This is a genomic window from Lacinutrix sp. Bg11-31 (genome assembly GCF_002831665.1).
Taxonomy (GTDB): Bacteria; Bacteroidota; Bacteroidia; order Flavobacteriales; family Flavobacteriaceae; genus Lacinutrix.
In genome coordinates this window covers 926,905-947,665 of sequence record NZ_CP025118.1, presented here as the reverse complement: position 1 = coordinate 947,665, position 20,761 = coordinate 926,905, and the positions used below count along the sequence as shown (strand labels likewise).

General features: G+C 31.9%; 9 protein-coding genes. 7 read left to right on the top strand and 2 right to left on the bottom strand.

Annotated features, from left to right (window positions below; genetic code table 11):
* The first annotated feature begins 43 nt into the window (after positions 1-43).
* The 4 genes from CW733_RS04340 to CW733_RS04325 all read left to right on the top strand — a co-directional run bounded on the left by CW733_RS04340 (position 44) and on the right by CW733_RS04325 (position 16,637).
* A complete protein-coding gene (locus CW733_RS04340) occupies positions 44-13,876 on the top strand; it encodes a T9SS type B sorting domain-containing protein (RefSeq protein WP_100996033.1) in 13,833 nt (4,610 codons plus the stop codon).
* A gap of 28 nt (positions 13,877-13,904) precedes the next feature.
* A complete protein-coding gene (locus tag CW733_RS04335; protein ID WP_100996032.1) occupies positions 13,905-14,906 on the top strand; it encodes a type IX secretion system membrane protein PorP/SprF in 1,002 nt (333 codons plus the stop codon).
* A 201-nt stretch (positions 14,907-15,107) separates the two neighbouring features.
* Positions 15,108-15,551, top strand: a complete 444-nt coding sequence (locus CW733_RS04330; protein ID WP_100996031.1) for a redoxin domain-containing protein — start codon at positions 15,108-15,110, stop codon at positions 15,549-15,551.
* Between the two features lie 183 nt (positions 15,552-15,734).
* Positions 15,735-16,637, top strand: coding sequence for an EamA family transporter (locus CW733_RS04325; protein ID WP_100996030.1), 903 nt, complete (start codon positions 15,735-15,737; stop codon positions 16,635-16,637).
* 85 nt (positions 16,638-16,722) lie between these two features.
* On the opposite strand, the gene CW733_RS04320 is transcribed toward CW733_RS04325, so the two are convergent.
* Together CW733_RS04320 and CW733_RS04315 are read right to left on the bottom strand one after the other, a co-directional pair.
* The gene (locus CW733_RS04320) at positions 16,723-16,914 is read right to left on the bottom strand and encodes a cold-shock protein (protein WP_100996024.1); all 192 of its coding nucleotides are present in this window, start codon (positions 16,912-16,914) and stop codon (positions 16,723-16,725) included.
* Between the two features lie 101 nt (positions 16,915-17,015).
* Positions 17,016-17,828 carry an RDD family protein gene (locus tag CW733_RS04315; protein WP_100996029.1) on the bottom strand — a complete coding sequence of 271 codons (813 nt, stop codon included), beginning with the start codon at positions 17,826-17,828 and terminating at the stop codon, positions 17,016-17,018.
* 21 nt (positions 17,829-17,849) lie between these two features.
* On the opposite strand from CW733_RS04315, the gene CW733_RS04310 reads away from it, so the two are divergent.
* The 3 genes from CW733_RS04310 to CW733_RS04300 are packed head-to-tail and all read left to right on the top strand — an operon-like array spanning position 17,850 to position 20,760.
* Entirely contained in the window at positions 17,850-18,815 is a 966-nt protein-coding gene (locus tag CW733_RS04310; protein ID WP_100998667.1) for a stage II sporulation protein M, read from the top strand.
* The gene (locus tag CW733_RS04305; RefSeq protein WP_100996028.1) at positions 18,815-19,552 is read left to right on the top strand and encodes a hypothetical protein; all 738 of its coding nucleotides are present in this window, start codon (positions 18,815-18,817) and stop codon (positions 19,550-19,552) included. Before CW733_RS04310 ends, CW733_RS04305 begins: the two co-directional genes overlap by 1 nt.
* The gene (locus CW733_RS04300; RefSeq protein ID WP_232730393.1) at positions 19,549-20,760 is read left to right on the top strand and encodes a hypothetical protein; all 1,212 of its coding nucleotides are present in this window, start codon (positions 19,549-19,551) and stop codon (positions 20,758-20,760) included. Before CW733_RS04305 ends, CW733_RS04300 begins: the two co-directional genes overlap by 4 nt.
* Position 20,761: the final 1 nt, after the last annotated feature.

The window sequence follows — 20,761 nt, the reverse complement described above, 5'->3', positions numbered from 1 at the left end:
ATCCCCTAAAGTTGAAAATAGAATGAGAATAAAATAAAACAACATGAAAATCCCTACTTATGTTAAATCGATACTCACTGTATCATTCCTTTTTTTAGGTTTCATATCCTATGCACAAAATTACGAACCTTTCTCTCCAAGATTCGACCAAGATTTAAAAGGAGATATCGTCCTTATTGGTAACAATATTCTAGGTCCAGACAATAACGCTTTCAATAACAATAATGTCTATAACCATAATGTCAATATGACCTATATAGATATTGATGGTGATAATACAACATTTAGTTCTTCGAGTGCAGATTTAGAGATACCTAATCCAAATTGTTATCGTATAAAATATGCTGGTTTATATTGGGGAGCTGTTAATCCAGGAAATGAAATAATAACAAATGTAAAATTTAAAGGACCAATAGGTGGTTATAATAATATTCAAGGTACTATTATATATGATGCTAACGGTAACTCTGTTGACGGTGGAAATAGTTTTTCTTATGCATGTTATGCAGATGTAACAGACATTGTTACAGCTTTTGGCTCTGTCACAGATTTAGGAACTTACACAGTTGCTAACGTGTCTTCAGCTGAAGGCGAAACTTCAAATTTTACACCATATAATGGTACTGGTCAATCAGCTGGTTGGTCACTTTTTGTAGTTTATGAAGATCCTACTTTACCAGGAAAATCAATTACAAGTTTTGATGGTTTTAGCGCTATTAGTGCTTCAGAAAATCCAAACGCAGATATTCCTATTAGTGGTTTTAGAACTGTGCCTGCTCCTGCTCCAGTAAGAGCAAACTTTGCATTCGCTACATTAGAAGGAGATAGCCCAATTACAGGTGATAAAATGTTACTTAATGGTGTGAATTTATCAGCAGTAGATCGTCCTGTAAACAATTTTTTTAATAGTTCAGTAACTCAATTAAACGCGTTACCTGTTAATAGTAGAGTACCAAATAGTACTAATACATTAGGATTCGACACAGGAGTTATGGCTATTCCAAATCCTGGAAATTCTGTAATTGCAAATGATGCAACATCAGCTATTGTGCGTCTAGAAACAAGTGGAGACACCTATTTTCAATATTTTTTCGCTTTTGCTGTTGAAATAATAGAACCAGATATTGTCCTAACTAAAATAGTAGAAGATGATGCTGGTAATGATATTGGTGGAGATACCGTAGGTTTAGGCTCTTCATTAAATTATGTTATTGGTTTTCAGAATACAGGAAATGACAACGCAACAAGTTTTCAAATTAGAGATGTTTTACCTATAAATATTATTTTTAATTATCCAGCAGACTTAGTGCTTCCTCCAGGAGTTACTGTGGCTAGTTATAATCCTGTAACAAAAGAGATTATTTTTAATATTGAAGACTATTTGGTTGAAGAAAATGATCCAGTCTATGAGATTCGTATAGAAGTACAAGTCGTTGATGATTGTAACCAATTGGCAGACGCTTGTTCTAACATTATTAATAATCAAGCCTTTGCTACTTATAGTGGTTTTTTTAATCCTATGTTTCAAATTACAGACGATCCTAGTTTAAATAGTAATACAGGTTGTTTACTAATACCTCAAGCTACTAATTTTCTAGCAGATTTAAATTGTGAGTTTTCTCAAAATGAAATACTCTGTGGTTCCAGTTTAGAATTAACAGCTGCTGATGGTTACGATACATATTCTTGGTCTACAAGTGCGACAGGAACTCCAGTAATTGGGACTACCCAAACAATTACAGTTACAGCAATTGGAACTTATTACGTGTTTAATACAGCTATTGCACCTTGCCAATCTATTATTCAAGAATTTAATGTAAATCTTTTTGGAGGAAACATAGAAAACCCTGTTATTCCTTATGCAGATGAGGTTGTTACTTGCCCTAACGATGGTAAATTACTACCTAATATCTTTTTATGTGGCGCAAATGATTCTAGAAATATACAAACAAATATTACTGGAGCATCATCTATTATATGGGAACAATTAGACGAATCTAGCTGTAATGCAGTTATAAATTCAGATTGTGCGAATGAAGATGATACTTGTGTTTGGAATCAAGTAGCAACAGGACCTAATTTTTTAGCAAATGCTGCAGGACAGTTTAGATTAACAATTAATTATTCTGGCGGTTGTTTTGTTCAGTTCTATTTTAACGTCTATCAGAATTTATTAAATCCAACAGTAGTTGCTACAGATATTATTTGCACAACACCTGGAAGTATTACAGTTAACAATGTGCCTTCTGGTTATGAATATAGTCTAGACGATATTACATACCAAGCCAGCAATATTTTTACTATAAATACAGCTGGAGTTTATACTGTTTATATAAGACAAATTAATGTCTCAACCAATCCATGTGTATTTTCTGTACTAAATGTTCAGATTAGAGAACGTGACTTTACAGTATCTTCAACTATTACACAACCACTTTGTCATGGCGATAAAGGAAGCATTCTATTGGCAGCAAATGATGTTGATCCACAATATTCATATACTTTACATGAAAATGGAACTTTAGTAAATAGTGTTGGTCCTATTTTAGAAAATACTTATGCTTTTGAAAACTTAAATTCTGGAACGTATACAGTTACAGTAGAAACAGAAAATGGTTGTACTTATACTGAAGACATTATTATTATTGAACCTCCATTATTAACTGTTACAGCAGCTATTACTAATCCGCTAACATGCACAGATGGTGAAATTACTGTATATCCTGAAGGCGGAACACCACCTTACTTCTATTTTGTTAATAGTACTACAGATTTTCAAACAGTTCCAGAAATAGTAGTTACTACTGGAGGGCTTTTTAATATTACTGTTATAGATTCTAACAACTGTGTAGCGTCTACAACTATCTCATTAGAATCTAATCCCGAACCAGAATATAATATTAATCATACTAATATATTATGTTACAATGATAATACTGGAGAAATTCAATTTAATGTTATAAATGCTAATGGATATACGCTAGAATACAGTGTAGATAATGGTCTAACTTATACAACAAGCTCAACACTTTCTAATCTTTACGCAGGTGATTATCAAGTAATAGTAAGGTATATACTTGGCACATCAGAATGTTTTACTACAGTAGAAACTATAACAATAGATCAACCAGATGAAGCCTTAACTGCTACAGCAGGAATTTCAGAACTTTCAGGTTGTGGTCCTAATGAAGAAGGTAAAATTAGAATAACAAACCCACAAGGAGGCACACCATTTCCTGCACCTAATTTTTACGAATATAGCTTCGATAATCAAGCAACATGGACAACAACAAACGAAGCTTACGTGAGTCCTGGAACCTATACAGTATATATTCGTGATGCTAACGGCTGTATTTTTGCAATGCAAGATATAATCTTAGACCAAGAACCTCCTGCTCCAACTATTTCTTTAGATGAAACAGTTTTTAACTGCGATGGTACAGGAAATAGTACTGTAACAGTTACCAATAATGGTGGCACTAGTTATAGTTACGATTATTATTTAGACGGAGTACTAAACCCTAACACAGTAGATCCTCAAACTTTTAATAATGTTCCTTCTGGTTCACATACAATAAGTGTTGAATATACATTATTAACAGTCCCTACTTTTAGTAATTTACTTTATGAAACTTTTGGATATGGTGAAGACACTACTTCTCCTGGAATTAACCCAACTTATTATTGTTTTGAAAGACAAGTTACAGCTACACAATGTGGAAATAGTACTACCATTAACGATGGAGAATATTCGGTTACTTCTAATATAGAAAATCCTTATGGAGCTTGGGTAAACCCAGTAGACTTTACGCCTGCTACAAATCCAACAACACCAGATGGAAGATATTTAGTTGTAAATATTGGCGCTACTATACCAACAACAGAAATTCTTTACGAAAAACAAATAAATGATATTATCCCAAATCAACCAATTCAGGTTGAGTTTGCTGCAATGAATTTACTATCAATTGGAAATAACCAATTTGACCCAAATTTAAGGGTCGCTTTAGTAGATGGCACAGGAACAGAAATTTCATTTTACAGTACAGGAGATATACCTAAGACCGAAAATTGGATAGAATATCCTACTACTCCAATATCTCTTGATCCTGGAACTAATACCAGTTTAAAGTTTATTTTAAGGTCTAATGTTCAACAAACAAGTGGAAACGATGTTGCTATAGACGATTTAAAAGTCTATCAGCTTCCTATAGCTTGTACTACAGTTGTAGACTTTCCTTTTATTATACCAACAGGTAACGCTTTTACCGCAGATATAACAGGAACATCTATGATTAGCTGTTCTGGTGCAGCAGATGGTGCCATCACTATCGCAGCAGAAAATTTCGATCCTATTTTAGGATTCCAATATTCAATTGATAATGGGACAAGTTGGTTAACGCAAATGTTTTCTCCGTATACAATAACAGGACTAATTGATACTACTTATGATATTCAAATTAGATATGATGATACATCAAATTCGTGTTTATTTTCATTTACAGAAACAATAGATTCTCCAGATCCTTTAACAATAAGTGTTTCTAATACAGAAGTTACTTGTTTAGAAGGAGCAACAATTACTGCCACTTCCACAGGTGGTACACCTGCATACACTTATCAATTAATTGATACTGTTACTCCTTTTACAACTACCAACTTCGAAAGTAATGGGATATTAACAAATGTAGCAGCAGGAACCTACAATGTTGAGGTTACAGACACTCTTGGTTGTACTGAATCATTTGAAATAACATTAACCTCTCCTTCTATTCCAACTGCAACTATAAATGTTACATCAGATTTATGTTACGATAATTTTAATGCAGCCACTATAGAAGTTTTAACAACTTCAGGGCAATCTCCATATCAGTATAATATTAATGGAGGTGCTTTTCAATCAAGTAATATCTTTAATAATTTATCACCTGGCAATTACACTATTATTGTAAGAGATTCTTATGGTTGCGAAGTTACTTTACCTACACAAACAATAGAGCTTCAATTAACACTTAGCACTATTATTACAAAAAACTTAGACTGTACAGCATCTCCAGATGCAGTAATTACAGGAACTATAGTAGGTGGAACGACTCCCTTTACATACGATGTATCCGAGAATGGAGGTGCATATGTTTCATTAGGCACTACTGGTTCTCCTTTTACTTACACATCACCCAATGCAGGAACGTACCAATTTCAAGTTACAGATGCACAAGGTTGTGTAGCAGAATCTGAAATTAATACCATTGATAGTATTTCTACACCTACCGGAACAGCAAATAGTATCGACCCAATTTGTTTTAATGAAACTAATGGAGAAATTCAATTATTTGCAGCTGATGGATCAGGTGGTTATACTTTTAGTTTTAATGGAGGTTTATTTACCACTACTTCACTTTACACGGGATTAAATGCCAACACAACTAATGCAACAACTACTGAATATACTTATCAAATACAAGACAGTAATAGTTGTTTATCTCCTATTTATACCATTACTTTAAATAACCCTACAGAAGTTGTTGCAGACGCAACAATAACAGATAATACAAACTGTAGTACTACAACAAATATTACTGTAACTGCTTCTGGAGGAACTGGCAACTATACTTATAGTTTTAATGGTAACACTAATTTTACAACTACAAATACATTAACTGTTACAAATACTAGTATAATACAAATAGTTACTTATGCTGTAAGAGATGAAAATGGTTGTATTAATACTAAAACTATTAATATTCCTCCTTTTAATCCGCTTACAGGAATGACTATAGATTCTAATACCATAACATGTAATGATACAACTACAGATGTAACTATAACTCCTACAGATGGAATAGCTCCTTTTTTATATGAAATTACTGATCCTATAACATCAAATACATCTGGTGCTTCGAATGGAATTTTCACAAACTTATCTCCTGATAATTACATTTTCCAAATAACTGATGCAAATGGTTGTGTAACTAGCGCTTCTCATACTATTTCTCCTGCTATTAATATAGTTATTGCAGAGACAAATACAAACCAAATATGTTTTGGTGCAGATGATGGTACTGCTATTTTTACAATGACCAATGTTAGTAGTACTGGCAACTATACTTACACATTAACACCAACTGCCGGAACTACAAATCAAATAAACAACGAAGTTACTGTAACAAATTTACCAACTGGAACTTATACTTTTAATGTAGTAGATTCTACATCTGGATGTAGTGATACAACTAGTGTTACTATTAATCCAACAACACAAATTAATTTTACAGTAAGTGCAAGTAATATAAGTTGTAATAATACAATTTCTACAATTACATTTCCTACAATATCTGGAGGAACTGGCAATTATACTTATGCTTTTGTAGCTTCTGGAAGTCCTGCTCCAATAAGCACCGATTATACTACTGTAACTAGCGTAGACACAAGTGTTCTAGGTCTAGTGATAGATGTGTACGTAATGGATAGTAATAACTGTATTGTTATGGATACCGTAACTCTTACCAGTGATGTTTTACCTACAGTTTCAGCTACATTAGATAATCAATGTACAGGAACAGGAAATAATTTTACTATAACAGCAAATGCTACTGGTATTGCAACTTTAATGTATAGTATAGATGGAACAAATTTTCAAACAGGAAATACATTTACAGTAACTCCTGGTACTTATACTGTAACTGTAAGAGATGGAAATGGTTGTGAAGCAACAGATACTATTATTGTTAACCAACAATTAATATTATCTGCTGTATTAGACAAGGATATTACATGTTCTTTACCACAAGAAGCTCAAGTAACATTAACAGCTACAGGAGGAGATACTTCAATATATACTTATGCATATTCTACAAATGGAGGTGGTACTTATACCAACATACCTACTAATATATTAAATATAATAACACCTGGAAGTTATATATTTATGGTTACCGATGCTAATTCTTGTACATCTACAACCACCACTACTATAGATATTACTACTGCGGTTAATCCAGATATTACTGTAACGCAGACAGGATTCATTAACTGCAATGGAGAAGAAACCGCTGCTATTTCAATTATAGCCGATACTACAGTTGGACAAGCGCCATTTGTTTTTGAAGTATTAAATACAACAACTAGTACTTCTTATGGTTCACAAACATCAGGTTTACCAGCAGGTACTTATACTATTACAGTAATAGATGCTAGAGGCTGTACAGAAGTAGAAACTATTATTATAGCACAACCAGATTCGATAATTGTTAACCATTCTGCAGTACCAATTACTTGTACTGGTACTGGTGTTTCTCAAGGATCTGTAATTGTTGATAGTGTAACAGGTGGTACAGGACCTTATAACTATTTTGTAACAGGTACAAATGGTTATAATGAGGTTGAACTTAATAACATAGGTGACACCTCAACTACTTTCGACATTGTTGATTTTGGTTTATATCAAATTAATGTTGTTGACTCTAATGGATGTTCTGTATTAATACAAGATGTACTAGTAGCTTCTCCTCCAGATGATTTAGATATTACTATTAATGCAACTGCAGACTGTACTACTGGTGGAGAAGCTGTTGTTACTGTAAATACAGCCTTAGCTGGCTCAGGTCCTTTTTACTTTGATATCTATAATGGTACTATACCTTCTCCTCCACCTGGTGGAACGTGGCAATTAGAAACATCACCAGGCTCAATAACTTTTACAGGTTTAACTACTGGTGTTTTGTATACTTTTATTGTTTATGATTCCCTAACAGGTTGTTCTTATTTTGAAACTGCATCTGCCCCAATACCTACAAATTCAACATTAACAGCTACAGCCTTAAGCTCTAATAATATTACATGTACTGGTAATGCAGATGGTAATGTCTCTTTTTCAATAAATAATCCTGAGGCTGTTTCTATTGATGTAGACTATGAAATATTTAATTCATTGTCATTAGATACAACAGGAATTAATGGATCTGGAACAGTAACAGCAGGTGGTGTACTTAATGTTACTAATTTAGGTGCTTTACCTTTTGGTAACTATTATGTTTTAATTACAGAAACTTCTGGTACAAATTCAGGCTGTAGTATTGTTTCAGCTCCTTTTAATATTACAGAATCTGCTATAGATTTCAATTTAACAGCTTCTGTTTCTTCTAATGAAAATTGCAACTATTTAGGAGTTATAACAGCAATAGCAAGCGATGGTACAGCACCATATCAATATCAAATTTTATTAGATACAGATCCTGCTCCAGTGGCAAATAACACAAATTGGGCTCCTGAAAACACATTTACTGTTGCAGCTAACACTTATACTGTTTATGCTATTGATGCTTATGGTTGTATTAGAGATTTCGATGTCACTCTTATAAGAGATTTAGAACCTACTATAGATCCATTAATAGCACCTTGTTTTGTTGGTAATCCAATAACAGATACAATTACTGGAAGTGTTTCTATTGGGAGCGCATTATATAGTACAAATGGTACTACTTTTGTTTCTTCACCAGATTTCACAGTATCTTCTCCAGGAACATATACATTGTATATTCAAGATGGTAATGGTTGTGTTGCTTCTACAACATACATAGTTAATAATCAATTATTATTAAGCGTAGCTTTAACAAGCTCTTTAGATTGTTCTACGATACCAAATGCAGAAATTACATTAACAACAACAGGTGGAGATAATGCTTCGTACACTTATGAGGTTTCTACAGATGGTATTACTTTTAATCCTATGCCAACTAACGTGTATTCTACTTCAATATCTGGAACATACACTTTTATGGTTACAGATGCTGCTGGTTGTGAATCTACTACAAGTTATATTTTAGATCCAATACAACCTACAACTTTTACTACTGCCGAAACAGATGTTAGTTGTAATGGTGGTAATAATGGTACTATTACAGTTACTACCACATCACCAACTGGTCCTTTTACCTATCAATTAGATTCTGGAACTCCACAAAATTCTAATGTATTTACAGGGCTTATTCAAGGAACTTACACTGTTACTGTTATTGATTCTAATTCGTGTACTTATACTAGTGGGCCAATTATTATTAACGAACCTTTACCATTATCCGCAACCAATTCTATTTCAAATAACACGACATGTGATGTAGCAACAGTTTTTACTGTATTAGGTCAAGATGGAACACCTACCGTTTTAGGCGAATACTATTATAGTTTTAATGGCAATGGATTTTCTACAACTAATACTTATACTGTTAACAACAATGGTACTGTACAAACAATAAATTATATTGTAAGAGATGAAAATGGTTGCGAAGTCCTAGGCAGTGTTATAGTTAACCCATTAGATTCTCCGCTAGATTTAGACTTCTCTTCAACACCAATTACATGTATAGATAGTACAAGTGATGTTACATTAACAGCTATTGGTGGTACTGGAGTATTAAATTATGAAATTTTGTCTCCAGCAACTGCAATCTCAAACACAACTGGAGCAGCAAATGGGATCTTTACAGGATTAACACCAGATAATTATATATTCCAAATTACAGACGCTAATGGTTGCGCTTACCAAGAACTTTATGTTATAGATGATGTTGATAATATTAACGTTAATGGTCAATTAATTAGTGATGTTTCTTGTAATCCAGGAGCAAATGGTGAAGTGCTATTTACTATTTCTAATTTCACAGGAACTTACAGTTACTCTATTAATGGAGCTCCAGAAGTAACCAATCAAACAAACTCTACAGTTGCCATAACTGGAATAAATGTTGCTAGTACACAAACTATTATTGTTACAGATGAAACAACAAGATGTACTGCTACAACATTTATAAATGTATCTCAAACCTCTCCTTTAGCTTTAGTAGCAAATCCTTTTATAAATGCTAATTGTAATTCTGGTGCTCAAGTAAGTATTACAGCCTCTGGTGGTAATGGTTCTTACAGCTACTCATTTGTAGTAAGTGGAACACCAGCAGGAACGTATTCTAGTTCAAATACTGCTGTATTAGATCCTAATACTGCAACAACATGGGACGTTTATGTTCAAGACACTAACAATTGTACAATCTCGAGTCCATTAACAATTACAATCGACACAGATCCTATTCCTACAGGAATAACAGTTACAGGCTCTCAATGTCCAAGTTCTACAAACGATTATACATTTACTGTAAATGTTGCTTCTGGAATAATGCCTTTTGAATACAGTATCGGTAATGGGTTTCAATCTAGTCCAACTTTTACAGTAAACAATCCTGGTACATATAATATAATTTTACAAGATGCAAATGGATGCACAAACACAATACCTTATATTATTGAAGAACCTGTAACCTTAAGTGCTCTCACTACACCACCAAGTTGTAGTGATAACGATGGAGAAATTGCAATAACAGGTTATGGTGGAACAGGATCATACAGTTATTCTATAAGCCCAAACCCATCATCAATAACTTTAACTGGTAACCTATTTACAGGTGTACCTTCTGGAAATTATACTGTTACTATTACAGACATCACAACAACATGTTCTTATGACTCCAATATATCATTAGAACCAGCAACTCCTGTAGCATTTACATTAGAAGCTAATAGTGCTACCTGTAATGGTTCAAGCTCTGGTGTTATTACAGTTAACTTACCAACAAGTAATAATAATCCTATCTATAATTACGAAATTATTGCTCCAATTACGATTGCTCCACAAACCTCTAATGTTTTTACTGGTTTAGTAGCAGGAACTTATACTGTACAAGTAAGTTCCGGTAAAGGATGTGTTGCTACAGATACTATTACAATTACAGAACCTAATGTAATTAGTGTCTCTGCTCCTACAGTATCTCAATACGCTTGTAATTCAGGGAACACGATAAACTACGCAAGTATTACAATAACAAGTGTAACTGGAGGATCTGGAACTTATGTTATTTACGAATTTATTGAAAATGGCACAGTTGTACAATCTGGAAGTAATAATGTTTATACAGAATCTAATGGAAATGGAGGTAATTATACTGTTAATGTTTATGATGACCAAGGTTGTTTAGGCGCAACTAATACAGCAGTAATTATTAATCCATCTATAGATTTAGACTCTGTAAATATTACGGTTGATAATGCAATAACATGTACAAACTTAGAAGATATTACAGTAACTGCTGCTTCTACTGGAGGAACACCTATAAATTTAGAATTTACTGTTGAAGATGTTACTGGAACCGTAACAGGTAGTATTTACAGCCAAACAAATACTACTGGTATATTTACGGGATTAGATATTGGAAACTATATCATTTCAGTTACAAATTTAGATACAGGTTGTAATCTTGAAAGTGTACATTATGTAAATAACCCAAACACTTTCGATATTATTATAGATTCTGTTATCGATGTTACATGTTTTAACGATAACAATGGTAGCGTAAATGTTACTTTTGTAGATGACGTTGTTACAAGTACTAACCCAGATCAATCAGGACCATTTAACTATACTATTGTAGATAGTGCTAGTACAACTGTTAATTCTGGTGCAACTGCAAATGCAGGACCTATTACTATTACTGGTTTAATAGGCGGAACTTATACCATAAATGCAACATTAATTTCTAATCCTTTTTGTACAGTAAGTAAGAATTTTACAATTACAAGACCTACTGAAGCATTAGCACTTACAACAACTCAAACTTCGGTAACTTGTCTAGATGGTATAGGTACTATTACAGCTGTTAGTTCAGGTGGTTGGGGAAATACAGAATATGAATTAACAGGAGATGCTACTATTGCTTACTCATCTAATGGAACATTTACTGGCCTGTTTACTGGAAACTATATTGTTAATGCAAGAGATGCACAAGGTTGTATTGTTTCCGAAGTTATAATTTTAGCACCACCAACTCCAATTAGTGCTACTTTCACAGCAAATGCGAGTACACTATCGTGTTTTGGAGATCAAGATGCAACTATAACAGTAACTAATGTTGCTGGTGGACAAGGTGCTAATTACACCTATACACTTAACAGTTCTTCTCCTAATATTACTAACTCAGGACCACAAACTTCTAACGTATTTACAAACTTAGCAGCCGGAACATATTCTATTACTATAGAAGATGGGTTTAACTGTACAATCACGTCGGCAGATATTATAATAAACCAGCCAGCACTAATACAGGCAAGTTTAATTAATTCTAGTCAACCTTGTCCTATAGCATACGAGCTAACCTTATCTGCAACTGGAGGAACAGGAATTTATACTTATAGTAACACAAGTAATTTTACGAACATTCTAGGCACTTTTAATACCTCTACAACTATTTCTGTAACACCTGGAATTCATGCGTATTATGTTAGAGACGCTAATGGTTGTGTTGCTAATGTATCTAACCAAATAACAATCGATACGCTTCCAGACTTAATTATTAATTTGCAAAGTGATAATCCTACAATTAATTGCGCAGGAGATAATAACGGAAGTATTGTTGCTACTGCACAAGGTGGCTTAGGTAATTACACGTATACTTTAGAAGACGATCTTGGTAATACTATTGCCACTACTCCAAACAGTCCAGCTAATTTTACAGATTTACTTGCTGGTACTTATAACGTTATCGCATTGAGTGATAATTGTATAACAGCTTCAGAAACTGTTACTATTACAGAACCTACAACAGCATTGCAAGTAGATTTCGAAGTTAACAATATTACCTGTAGTGGTAGTAACGATGGTAGCTTAATAATTACTGCAACTGGTGGAACTGGTGTTATTAAATACGCCATTTCACCACAATTAAATCAGTTTTTCGACACCAATAGTTTCGAAAACTTAGCACCAGGAACTTACGAGTTTATTGTTCAAGATATTTTAGGATGTTATTATACAGATACATTTACTATTACAGATCCTGTTCCTGTTATTCTTCAAATTGTGGCAGATTCTATATTTGCAGAAGATTGCGAAGGAGATGCAAATGGAGCATTCAGTATAGATATATCTGGCGGAAGTTTACCATACAGTATCCTTTTAGACAATAATAATGGAAACTATATATCTGGAAATTTAACACAAACTGTTTTCAACTTTACAAATTTAAGTGGAGGAGATCACATTGTTTATGTACTTGATGCATTAGGCTGTGAGACTGAATGGAATATAACCTTCCCAGAATCTGTTAGAATAAATCCAACATTAGAAATTGAGTATCTATGTGAAAATAATATCCTTACAAACACTGTTACTGTTATTGTAGATGAAAGCATAACAGACCTTAGTTTGTTAGAATTTTCTTTAAATGGTATTGGTTCTCAAGCCAGTAATGTTTTTACAAATGTAGATTATGCTTCTGGAGCAGAACACTATGTAGAAGTTACACATACCAATGGCTGTGTACAATACACAGACTTCTTTACAATAGAAAATTATCAACCTTTATCTCTAATATTAGTTGAAGGTGATGAGCCAGGTGAAATTATAGCACAAACTACTGGTGGTACAGGAGATTATACTTACACATTAAATAATACTAATTATGGTAGCACCAACGAATACATAGTAACAGAAGCTGGTACTTATATCGTATTTGTTACAGACAGTTATGGCTGTCAAGCAGAAGCAAAAATTAAAATAGAATTTATTGGACCATGTATGTCTAATTACTTTTCACCAAATGGTGATGGCATAACAGATACTTGGGCTCCAGGTTGTGTAGAAGATTTTCCAAACTTAACCTTCGATATTTTCGATCGCTATGGTCGTAAAGTAGCTACATACAGAGTGGGACAATATTGGGACGGAAGATATAACGGAACCGAATTACCAACAGGCGATTATTGGTATGTAGTAAAAACTAACAGTACTCTATTAGACAAAGAGTATGTTGGCCATTTTACACTTTACAGGTAATACTAAAGAATTATAAAAACCTAATCACATGAAAAAATTCACACTATATATCGTTCTTTTTATTTCTTCGTTAAGTTACACACAAGAACTAAATTTACCTGTCTTTACACAATACTTGGCAGATAACGATTTCATTATTTCTCCGACTTATGCAGGCATTGGAGACAATTTAAGAATTAGAGCAAACGGATTAACACAATGGGTAGGTATTAAAAACGCACCTGATAACCAAGCATTATATGCCGATTTTAGGATTGCTAATCAATCGGGTGTTGGAATATCCCTTTATAATGATAAGAACGGAAACACACGTCAAAAAGGAATTAAATTCTCTTTTGCGCATCATATCGTTTTAGATTATAAATCGCAACAGTATTTATCTTTTGGCTTGTCTTACAACATTAATAGTTTTAGAATTGATATCGAAAACTTCGAAGGTACCGAAGAAATGCCAATTGTAGATCCAAGTATTACAGACGATCGCGCTATTAACAACAGTAATTTTGATGTTGGCTTGCTGTATCGCTATAAAATGTTTTATTTGAGTTTAAATGCTAACAACATTCTAGAAAAAGATATTGATAACTTTACAGGAATAGAACCTAGTAAACTATTAAATTATCAAGGGTATGCTGGCTATATTATTCAAACTGCAAAAAACACAGAGATTGAGCCATCTGTTTTTTACCAACGTTACAATAACGATGGTCGCTCTAGTACAGATCTAAATTTTAAATATCGAAAATTTAATCGTTCTGGAGATTATTATTGGATAGGTGCTTCGTATCGTTTTTTAAACGACCAAGCCTTAAAACCTTTAAATATAGGGCCAATGGCTGGTGTTATGAAAAAAGGCTTCTATTTAGGTTACTCGTACCAAATAACCATTAACGATTTATCTGGATTTAATTCTGGAACACACGCACTTACTATAGGTATAGACTTTTTACAAGGTATGAGTGATTGTCCTTGTACAAAAGGTACCAGTTGGAGAAAATACAGAGGAGCAGGTTTAAATAAAAAGAATTAAGGTTAAGTTTCAACAATAATCTTTTTAATTTTCAATATTCTGTACTATGGACTAATAAATTCTCAAATACACGAATTCTAAAACAATTATTTTTTTGCTGAAAAATAAAACAGCGCATCTTGTTAATACTTAGCAAAAAGGTTTTGAACTACAATTTTAAATCTAAATTTGTAAATAGTAATGATATAGAAAAACCTAAAAATGAATAACCAACCAATACAACACATACAAGTTAAAGATTTAGATGGTATTGCTGTAGATTTAATAAAAATCTATAAAAATAAAGTGTTGCTACTTATTATTTATAATAACGATTGTTTAGGTTGTACAGGTCGCGCTATACCATTGGCTTACGAGTTTCAACAAAAACATCCATCTATTGTAGTAGCAGGTATCCATGCCAATTTTATAAACAGAGAAGGAACAAAAGCAAACATTAAAAGTGTTTTTACTAGTGGAGAAAATCCATTTCCAATTTTTATAGACGAGCAGCACAAAGTTTACGATCAGTTTAATGCAGAAGGCACACCACAATGGTTACTAATTACAGAAAAAGGAGAACTGTTCCGATCTATTTTTGGGTCTCAAGAGAATGCGAAAAATAGATTATATTATGCGCTAGAGAGCGTTGTAGGAAATGAATAGCAATTGCATTTTATCAACATAAAACAGTACATACTTTATAAATGAAAATGTTTTTTACCCGTAATTTTTTTACTTAAAAATTTTAAAACAAGTTTGATAGTAGATTACTATTTCTCTACACATTTTATTAAAAATCGTTCACTATTTTAATTACAAAATCCTTTAAAAAACTATATTCGCGCCATGTGGATGTATTTAGGCTTATTAGCCGCACTTTTTTTAGGGTTACACAACTTATGCAAGAAACATGCAGTACAAGGAAACGAGGTGTTTCCTGTGCTTTTGGGTACTGTATCTAGTGGCTTTTTATTTGTGTCTACATTTTATTTACTCTCTATATTTTATCCAGGATATGCACAAGAGAAAGGCTATAATTTTCAAGATATAGCTTGGAGAGTGCATGGTTTTATTTTTATAAAATCTGCTATAATGGCGAGTTCGTGGATTTTGGCGTACCAAGCTTTAAAGCATTTGCCATTAACTATTGTAACTCCAATACGTTCGGCTGGACCATTTTTTACTTTTATTGGAGCAATTGTAATTTATAAGGAAAGCCCTAATGCTTACCAATGGGTTGGGTTTTTCTTGATTATATTTTCGGTGATATTATATTCTAAAATTGGTAAAAAAGAAGGTATAAACTTTAAACGTAATAAATGGATATTTGCCATTATTGCAGCCACTTTTTTAGGTGCTTCTAGTGGTTTATACGATAAATTCTTAATACAAAACTTAAGTTTAAATCCGCAAACCTTACAATTCTGGTTTTGCTTTTATACCATCATTATTTTATTGGTTATTTTAAGTATTACTTGGTTCCCATATGCTGCAAAACGCAAAGCGTTTAAATTTAGATGGTCTATTGTTGCTGTTGGTGTGTTGTTAGTAGCCGCAGATTACTTTTACTTTAAAGCATTACAAGATCCTGAGGCTTTAATTATGTTACTATCTGCTATAAAAAGGAGCCAGTTAATAATTGCAGTGGTTATTGGAGGCATCGTGTTTAAAGAGAAAAACAAGCGGAAGAAACTAGTGCCTTTAGCAGGAATTATGCTTGGTGTATTTTTGATTTTATATTCTAATTAAAAAATATGTAAAAGCAAAATTACTTTAAATAAAAAAAGCCCGTCAATAAATTGATGGGCTTTTGTAAAAACTTACAGTATATATCTTAGATAACTTTTACGTTAACTGCGTTTAATCCTTTGTTTCCTTCTTGAAGGTCAAATTCAACTTCATCTCCTTCTCTAATCTCATCAATTAATCCTGAAATGTGTGCAAAATGATCTTTATCTACACCTTCTTCTGTGATGAATCCAAATCCTTTCGCCTCGTTGAAAAATTTAACTGTTCCTTTACTCATAATAATATAATATTTAATTTTAATAATTACTAACTAGAATACAAAGATGATGCCAAAGCTATGTTAGACCTCGAATTTTATAGCTTTCCCAAAACGAAGAGCTACATACTTTGCGTATAAAAATTATAGTCTTTTAAAATAACATCTATAAATTCTTTATCATTTTGATGTGAAGATTTAATTCCTGTAACCTCAATGATCTTGGAACGTAACTTAATAAGAGTTTTATAGTCATTAAGTTTAGTTGCCGTTTTAAAAGTGTCTTTTATTATCCTGGCATCATTATCCGATAGTTTAATAACTGCAGGATAAGCTGGCTTATAAGTATCTGTTATTTTTTCTAAAATAGTATCCGAAAACTTAGCATCATCTTTTAAAGAAACAACTACTGTATTTGCCATAATATCTCCAAAGCGTTGATTTTTTTTAGTAAATAGTATCAATAAAAAACCAACAAGTTTTCCAATTAAAAAGATAAAAATCAGTAATTCATCATTAGTATCTAGACCTAAAGAAGCTATATAAACAAAGATTAATGAGAAAAAATTAAAATCAATAACTCTTAAAAACCATCTAATGGCATAATCTGCAATAGAAGGTTTAAAGCCATCAATATTTATCACTTTAATTTTAAGTAGCTTCTTCCCAATTGTTTGACCGTTTAGTAAAATTTCAGAATATAAAGAATAAAAAGTTATTGGTAAAAAGATTAAAACATCTAATGCTCTTATAGACCATTGATCATCATTAAAGGTATCTTCTATGAGTTGAAAGTCAAAAAAAGTAATAGCAAAATAGATATAAGCGAACTTTATAACGTTATCTACTATAAAGGCTAGCAAACGTTCACCAGCATTAGCCATTGCAAAATTGACGTTTACAATTTGTGCTGTTTTTATTTGGAGTGTTTTCATGCAATGTTTAAATTCGCCTTAATGAGAGAAGTCGCTTTTATAAAGCAAAATAAAGAAAAATGGCTTGAATTTGAGCAAAGAAGTTCGAATAAAGAAAAAAAAAGCCCAGATGACATAGCAAATTTGCACATTAAAATCATGAACGATTTAGTGTACGCGCAAACGTATTACCCTAAAAGCAAGGTTACTACCTATTTAAATAAGTTAGCAAAAACTAGTTTTAATATTGTTTATCATACTAAAAGAAGAGATAAAAATGTTTTTTTAAATTTCTTTTTTGACACCATTCCACTTCTCGCTTATAAACATAGAAAATACATTTACATTTCGTTTATTTTTTTCTTCCTATGTTTCTTTATTGGATTATTATCTACGTTTAACGATGATACTTTCGCAAGACAAGTTTTAGGAAACGAATATGTAGATTTAACTTTAGAAAACATTGAAAATGGCGATGCCATGGCCATTTATAAAGGAGGTAGTAATTGGGGAACTTTTATTGGCATATACGATAACAACCAGCGTGTTGGTTTAAACATGTTTCTTTCTGGTTTATTTGTTGGAATTGGTACAGGATTTTACATTGTATATAATGCTATAATGGTTGCTGTTTTTCAAGCCTTCTTCTATCAACACAATAGTTTTTTCGATAGTTTAAAAGGCATATGGATTCATGGTACTTATGAAATTTTTGGAATGATAATAGAGGCAGCTGCAGGTTACATTATTGGAGCTAGTATATTGTTTCCTGGTACTTTAAAAAGGTTAGAGTCTTTTAAAATTGGAGTTCGAGAGGCTTTTTATATATTTATTAGCACCATTCCATTTACTATTATTGCTGCGTTTTTAGAAGGCTATGTTACTAGATATTCTAATAAAATGCCTGTGATTTTTTGTTTCATAATTATTTCATTTAGTTTAATTTCCATTAGTTATTATTATCTAATCCTACCTTTTAAGGTAGCAAAAAAACACGGGTTAAGATAATGAAAAAGCGCTTTCTTCTTTTACTGTTATTAACTTCTCTTATTGGGTTTTCTCAAGACTATTATGATGGTGTAGTAATAATTGAAGGAGACTCTATCGTACACAATAAAAACACAAAAATTGAAGATGCAGTATCTTTTAAGTCTGATTTAAAAGAAAAATATAACTCTGAAGATTTTATATACAAAGACGATTTAAAAGAGCCTGAGTCTAAAGAAAAAGAAGAGTCCACTTCTACTCCAAATAATAATAACAACTCTACAGCTTTAGTTGCTTTTGGTGGTTTTATGAGCTATATTTTTCCATTTCTATTAGGAATTATTATAGTTATAATTATTTTAAAAACCTTTTTAGGAACAGAATCTGGCTTTTGGAACTTTAAAAGTGCAACTAAAAAAGTAGCAGAAAAATTAGTATATGAAGATGAAGATATACATGAATCAGATTTCCCTAGACTACTTGAAAAAGCAATACTCGAAAAGAATTTTAGATTAGCAACTAGATATTATTATTTATCGTTATTAAAAAAACTATCTGATAAAAAAACCATAGAATATCATAAAGATAAAACCAATACAGAATATACATTTGAAATTGAAAACAAAACTATTAGAAAACAATTTTCCGAAGTATCTTACATATACAGCTATGTTTGGTATGGTGAATTTCCAATAGACTCGCTTAAGTTTAAAACAGTAGAGAAAAAATATAAATCTATTTTTAATTCCATTAATTGATTATAAATCCTAACATAAAAAATTATATAATTCTATTTGTTTTATTTAGTCTAGTAGGCTGTAATAAAACAAATTGGCACGAAAACTTTAAAGAGAAAAACAAAAACCCTTTTGGTACGTATATTATTTATAATGAAACCGAAGAATTATTTAATAGCAACGAAGTACATTATTTAAAAGAGAATATTTACGACTATCTTTTTAAAAATGAAAAAGGTGCAGATTTTGGTAATTACGTCTGTATTAAACCTAGAGCTAGTAAACTAGATGAAGATGGCTTAGATTATTTATTAAAAGACTTTGTGCAAACTGGTAATAATGCTTTTTTCGCTCTCAATCATTTTTCAGAACATATACAAGACTCCTTAAAGTTTACTATAAATAATGTAGACAAAAATATTTATGCTCCAGAAGAATTAAAAATATTAAGCGGGAAATTGTATTTAGAAAACAAAGATTTTAAAAACCAACCTTTCTTGTTTGATAGAAATATTAGAAGAAGTTACTTTGAAACTTATAATAAAAATAACACTATTGTATTAGGAACAATAGATATAGATGGTGAAAAGAAACCAAATTTTATTAAAATTTACTATGGTCAAGGCGTTGTTTATTTACATACAAATCCTGTAGTTTTCACTAATTACAACATGTTAAATGGAAATGAAGAATATGTGGAAAATATTCTTTCTTATTTACCATCAGAAGGTGTATTATGGGATCCACAAATAAAGTCTAGTAAATTCTCTAATAAAACGAAAGAAAAAGAAGATTCTATTTTTAAATTCTTTTTACAGCATCCAACATTAAAATGGTTTTTACTCGTATCGCTTTTTGGGCTTCTTTTGTTTATGTTATTTAATGCTAGAAGAAAACAAAGAGCAATTCCTGTTATAAAACCTTTACAAAATTCTACTATAGAGTTTGCGCACACTATTGCTAACTTGTACCTAAAAGAAGAAGATCATAAAAATTTAGTAGATAAAAAAATAGCTTACTTTTTAGAAAAAATTAGAGAGCAATATTTAATAGATACTAGTAATTTAAATAGTCTATTTATTAAAAAACTAGCCTCAAAATCTGATAATGAAATCAGTAGTACTAAATATTTAATAAATACTATTATTGCTTTAAACAAAAAAACGGAATGCTCTGACACAGAGCTTATTGTTTTAAACAAAATGATAGAAAATTTCTTTAAAAAATAAC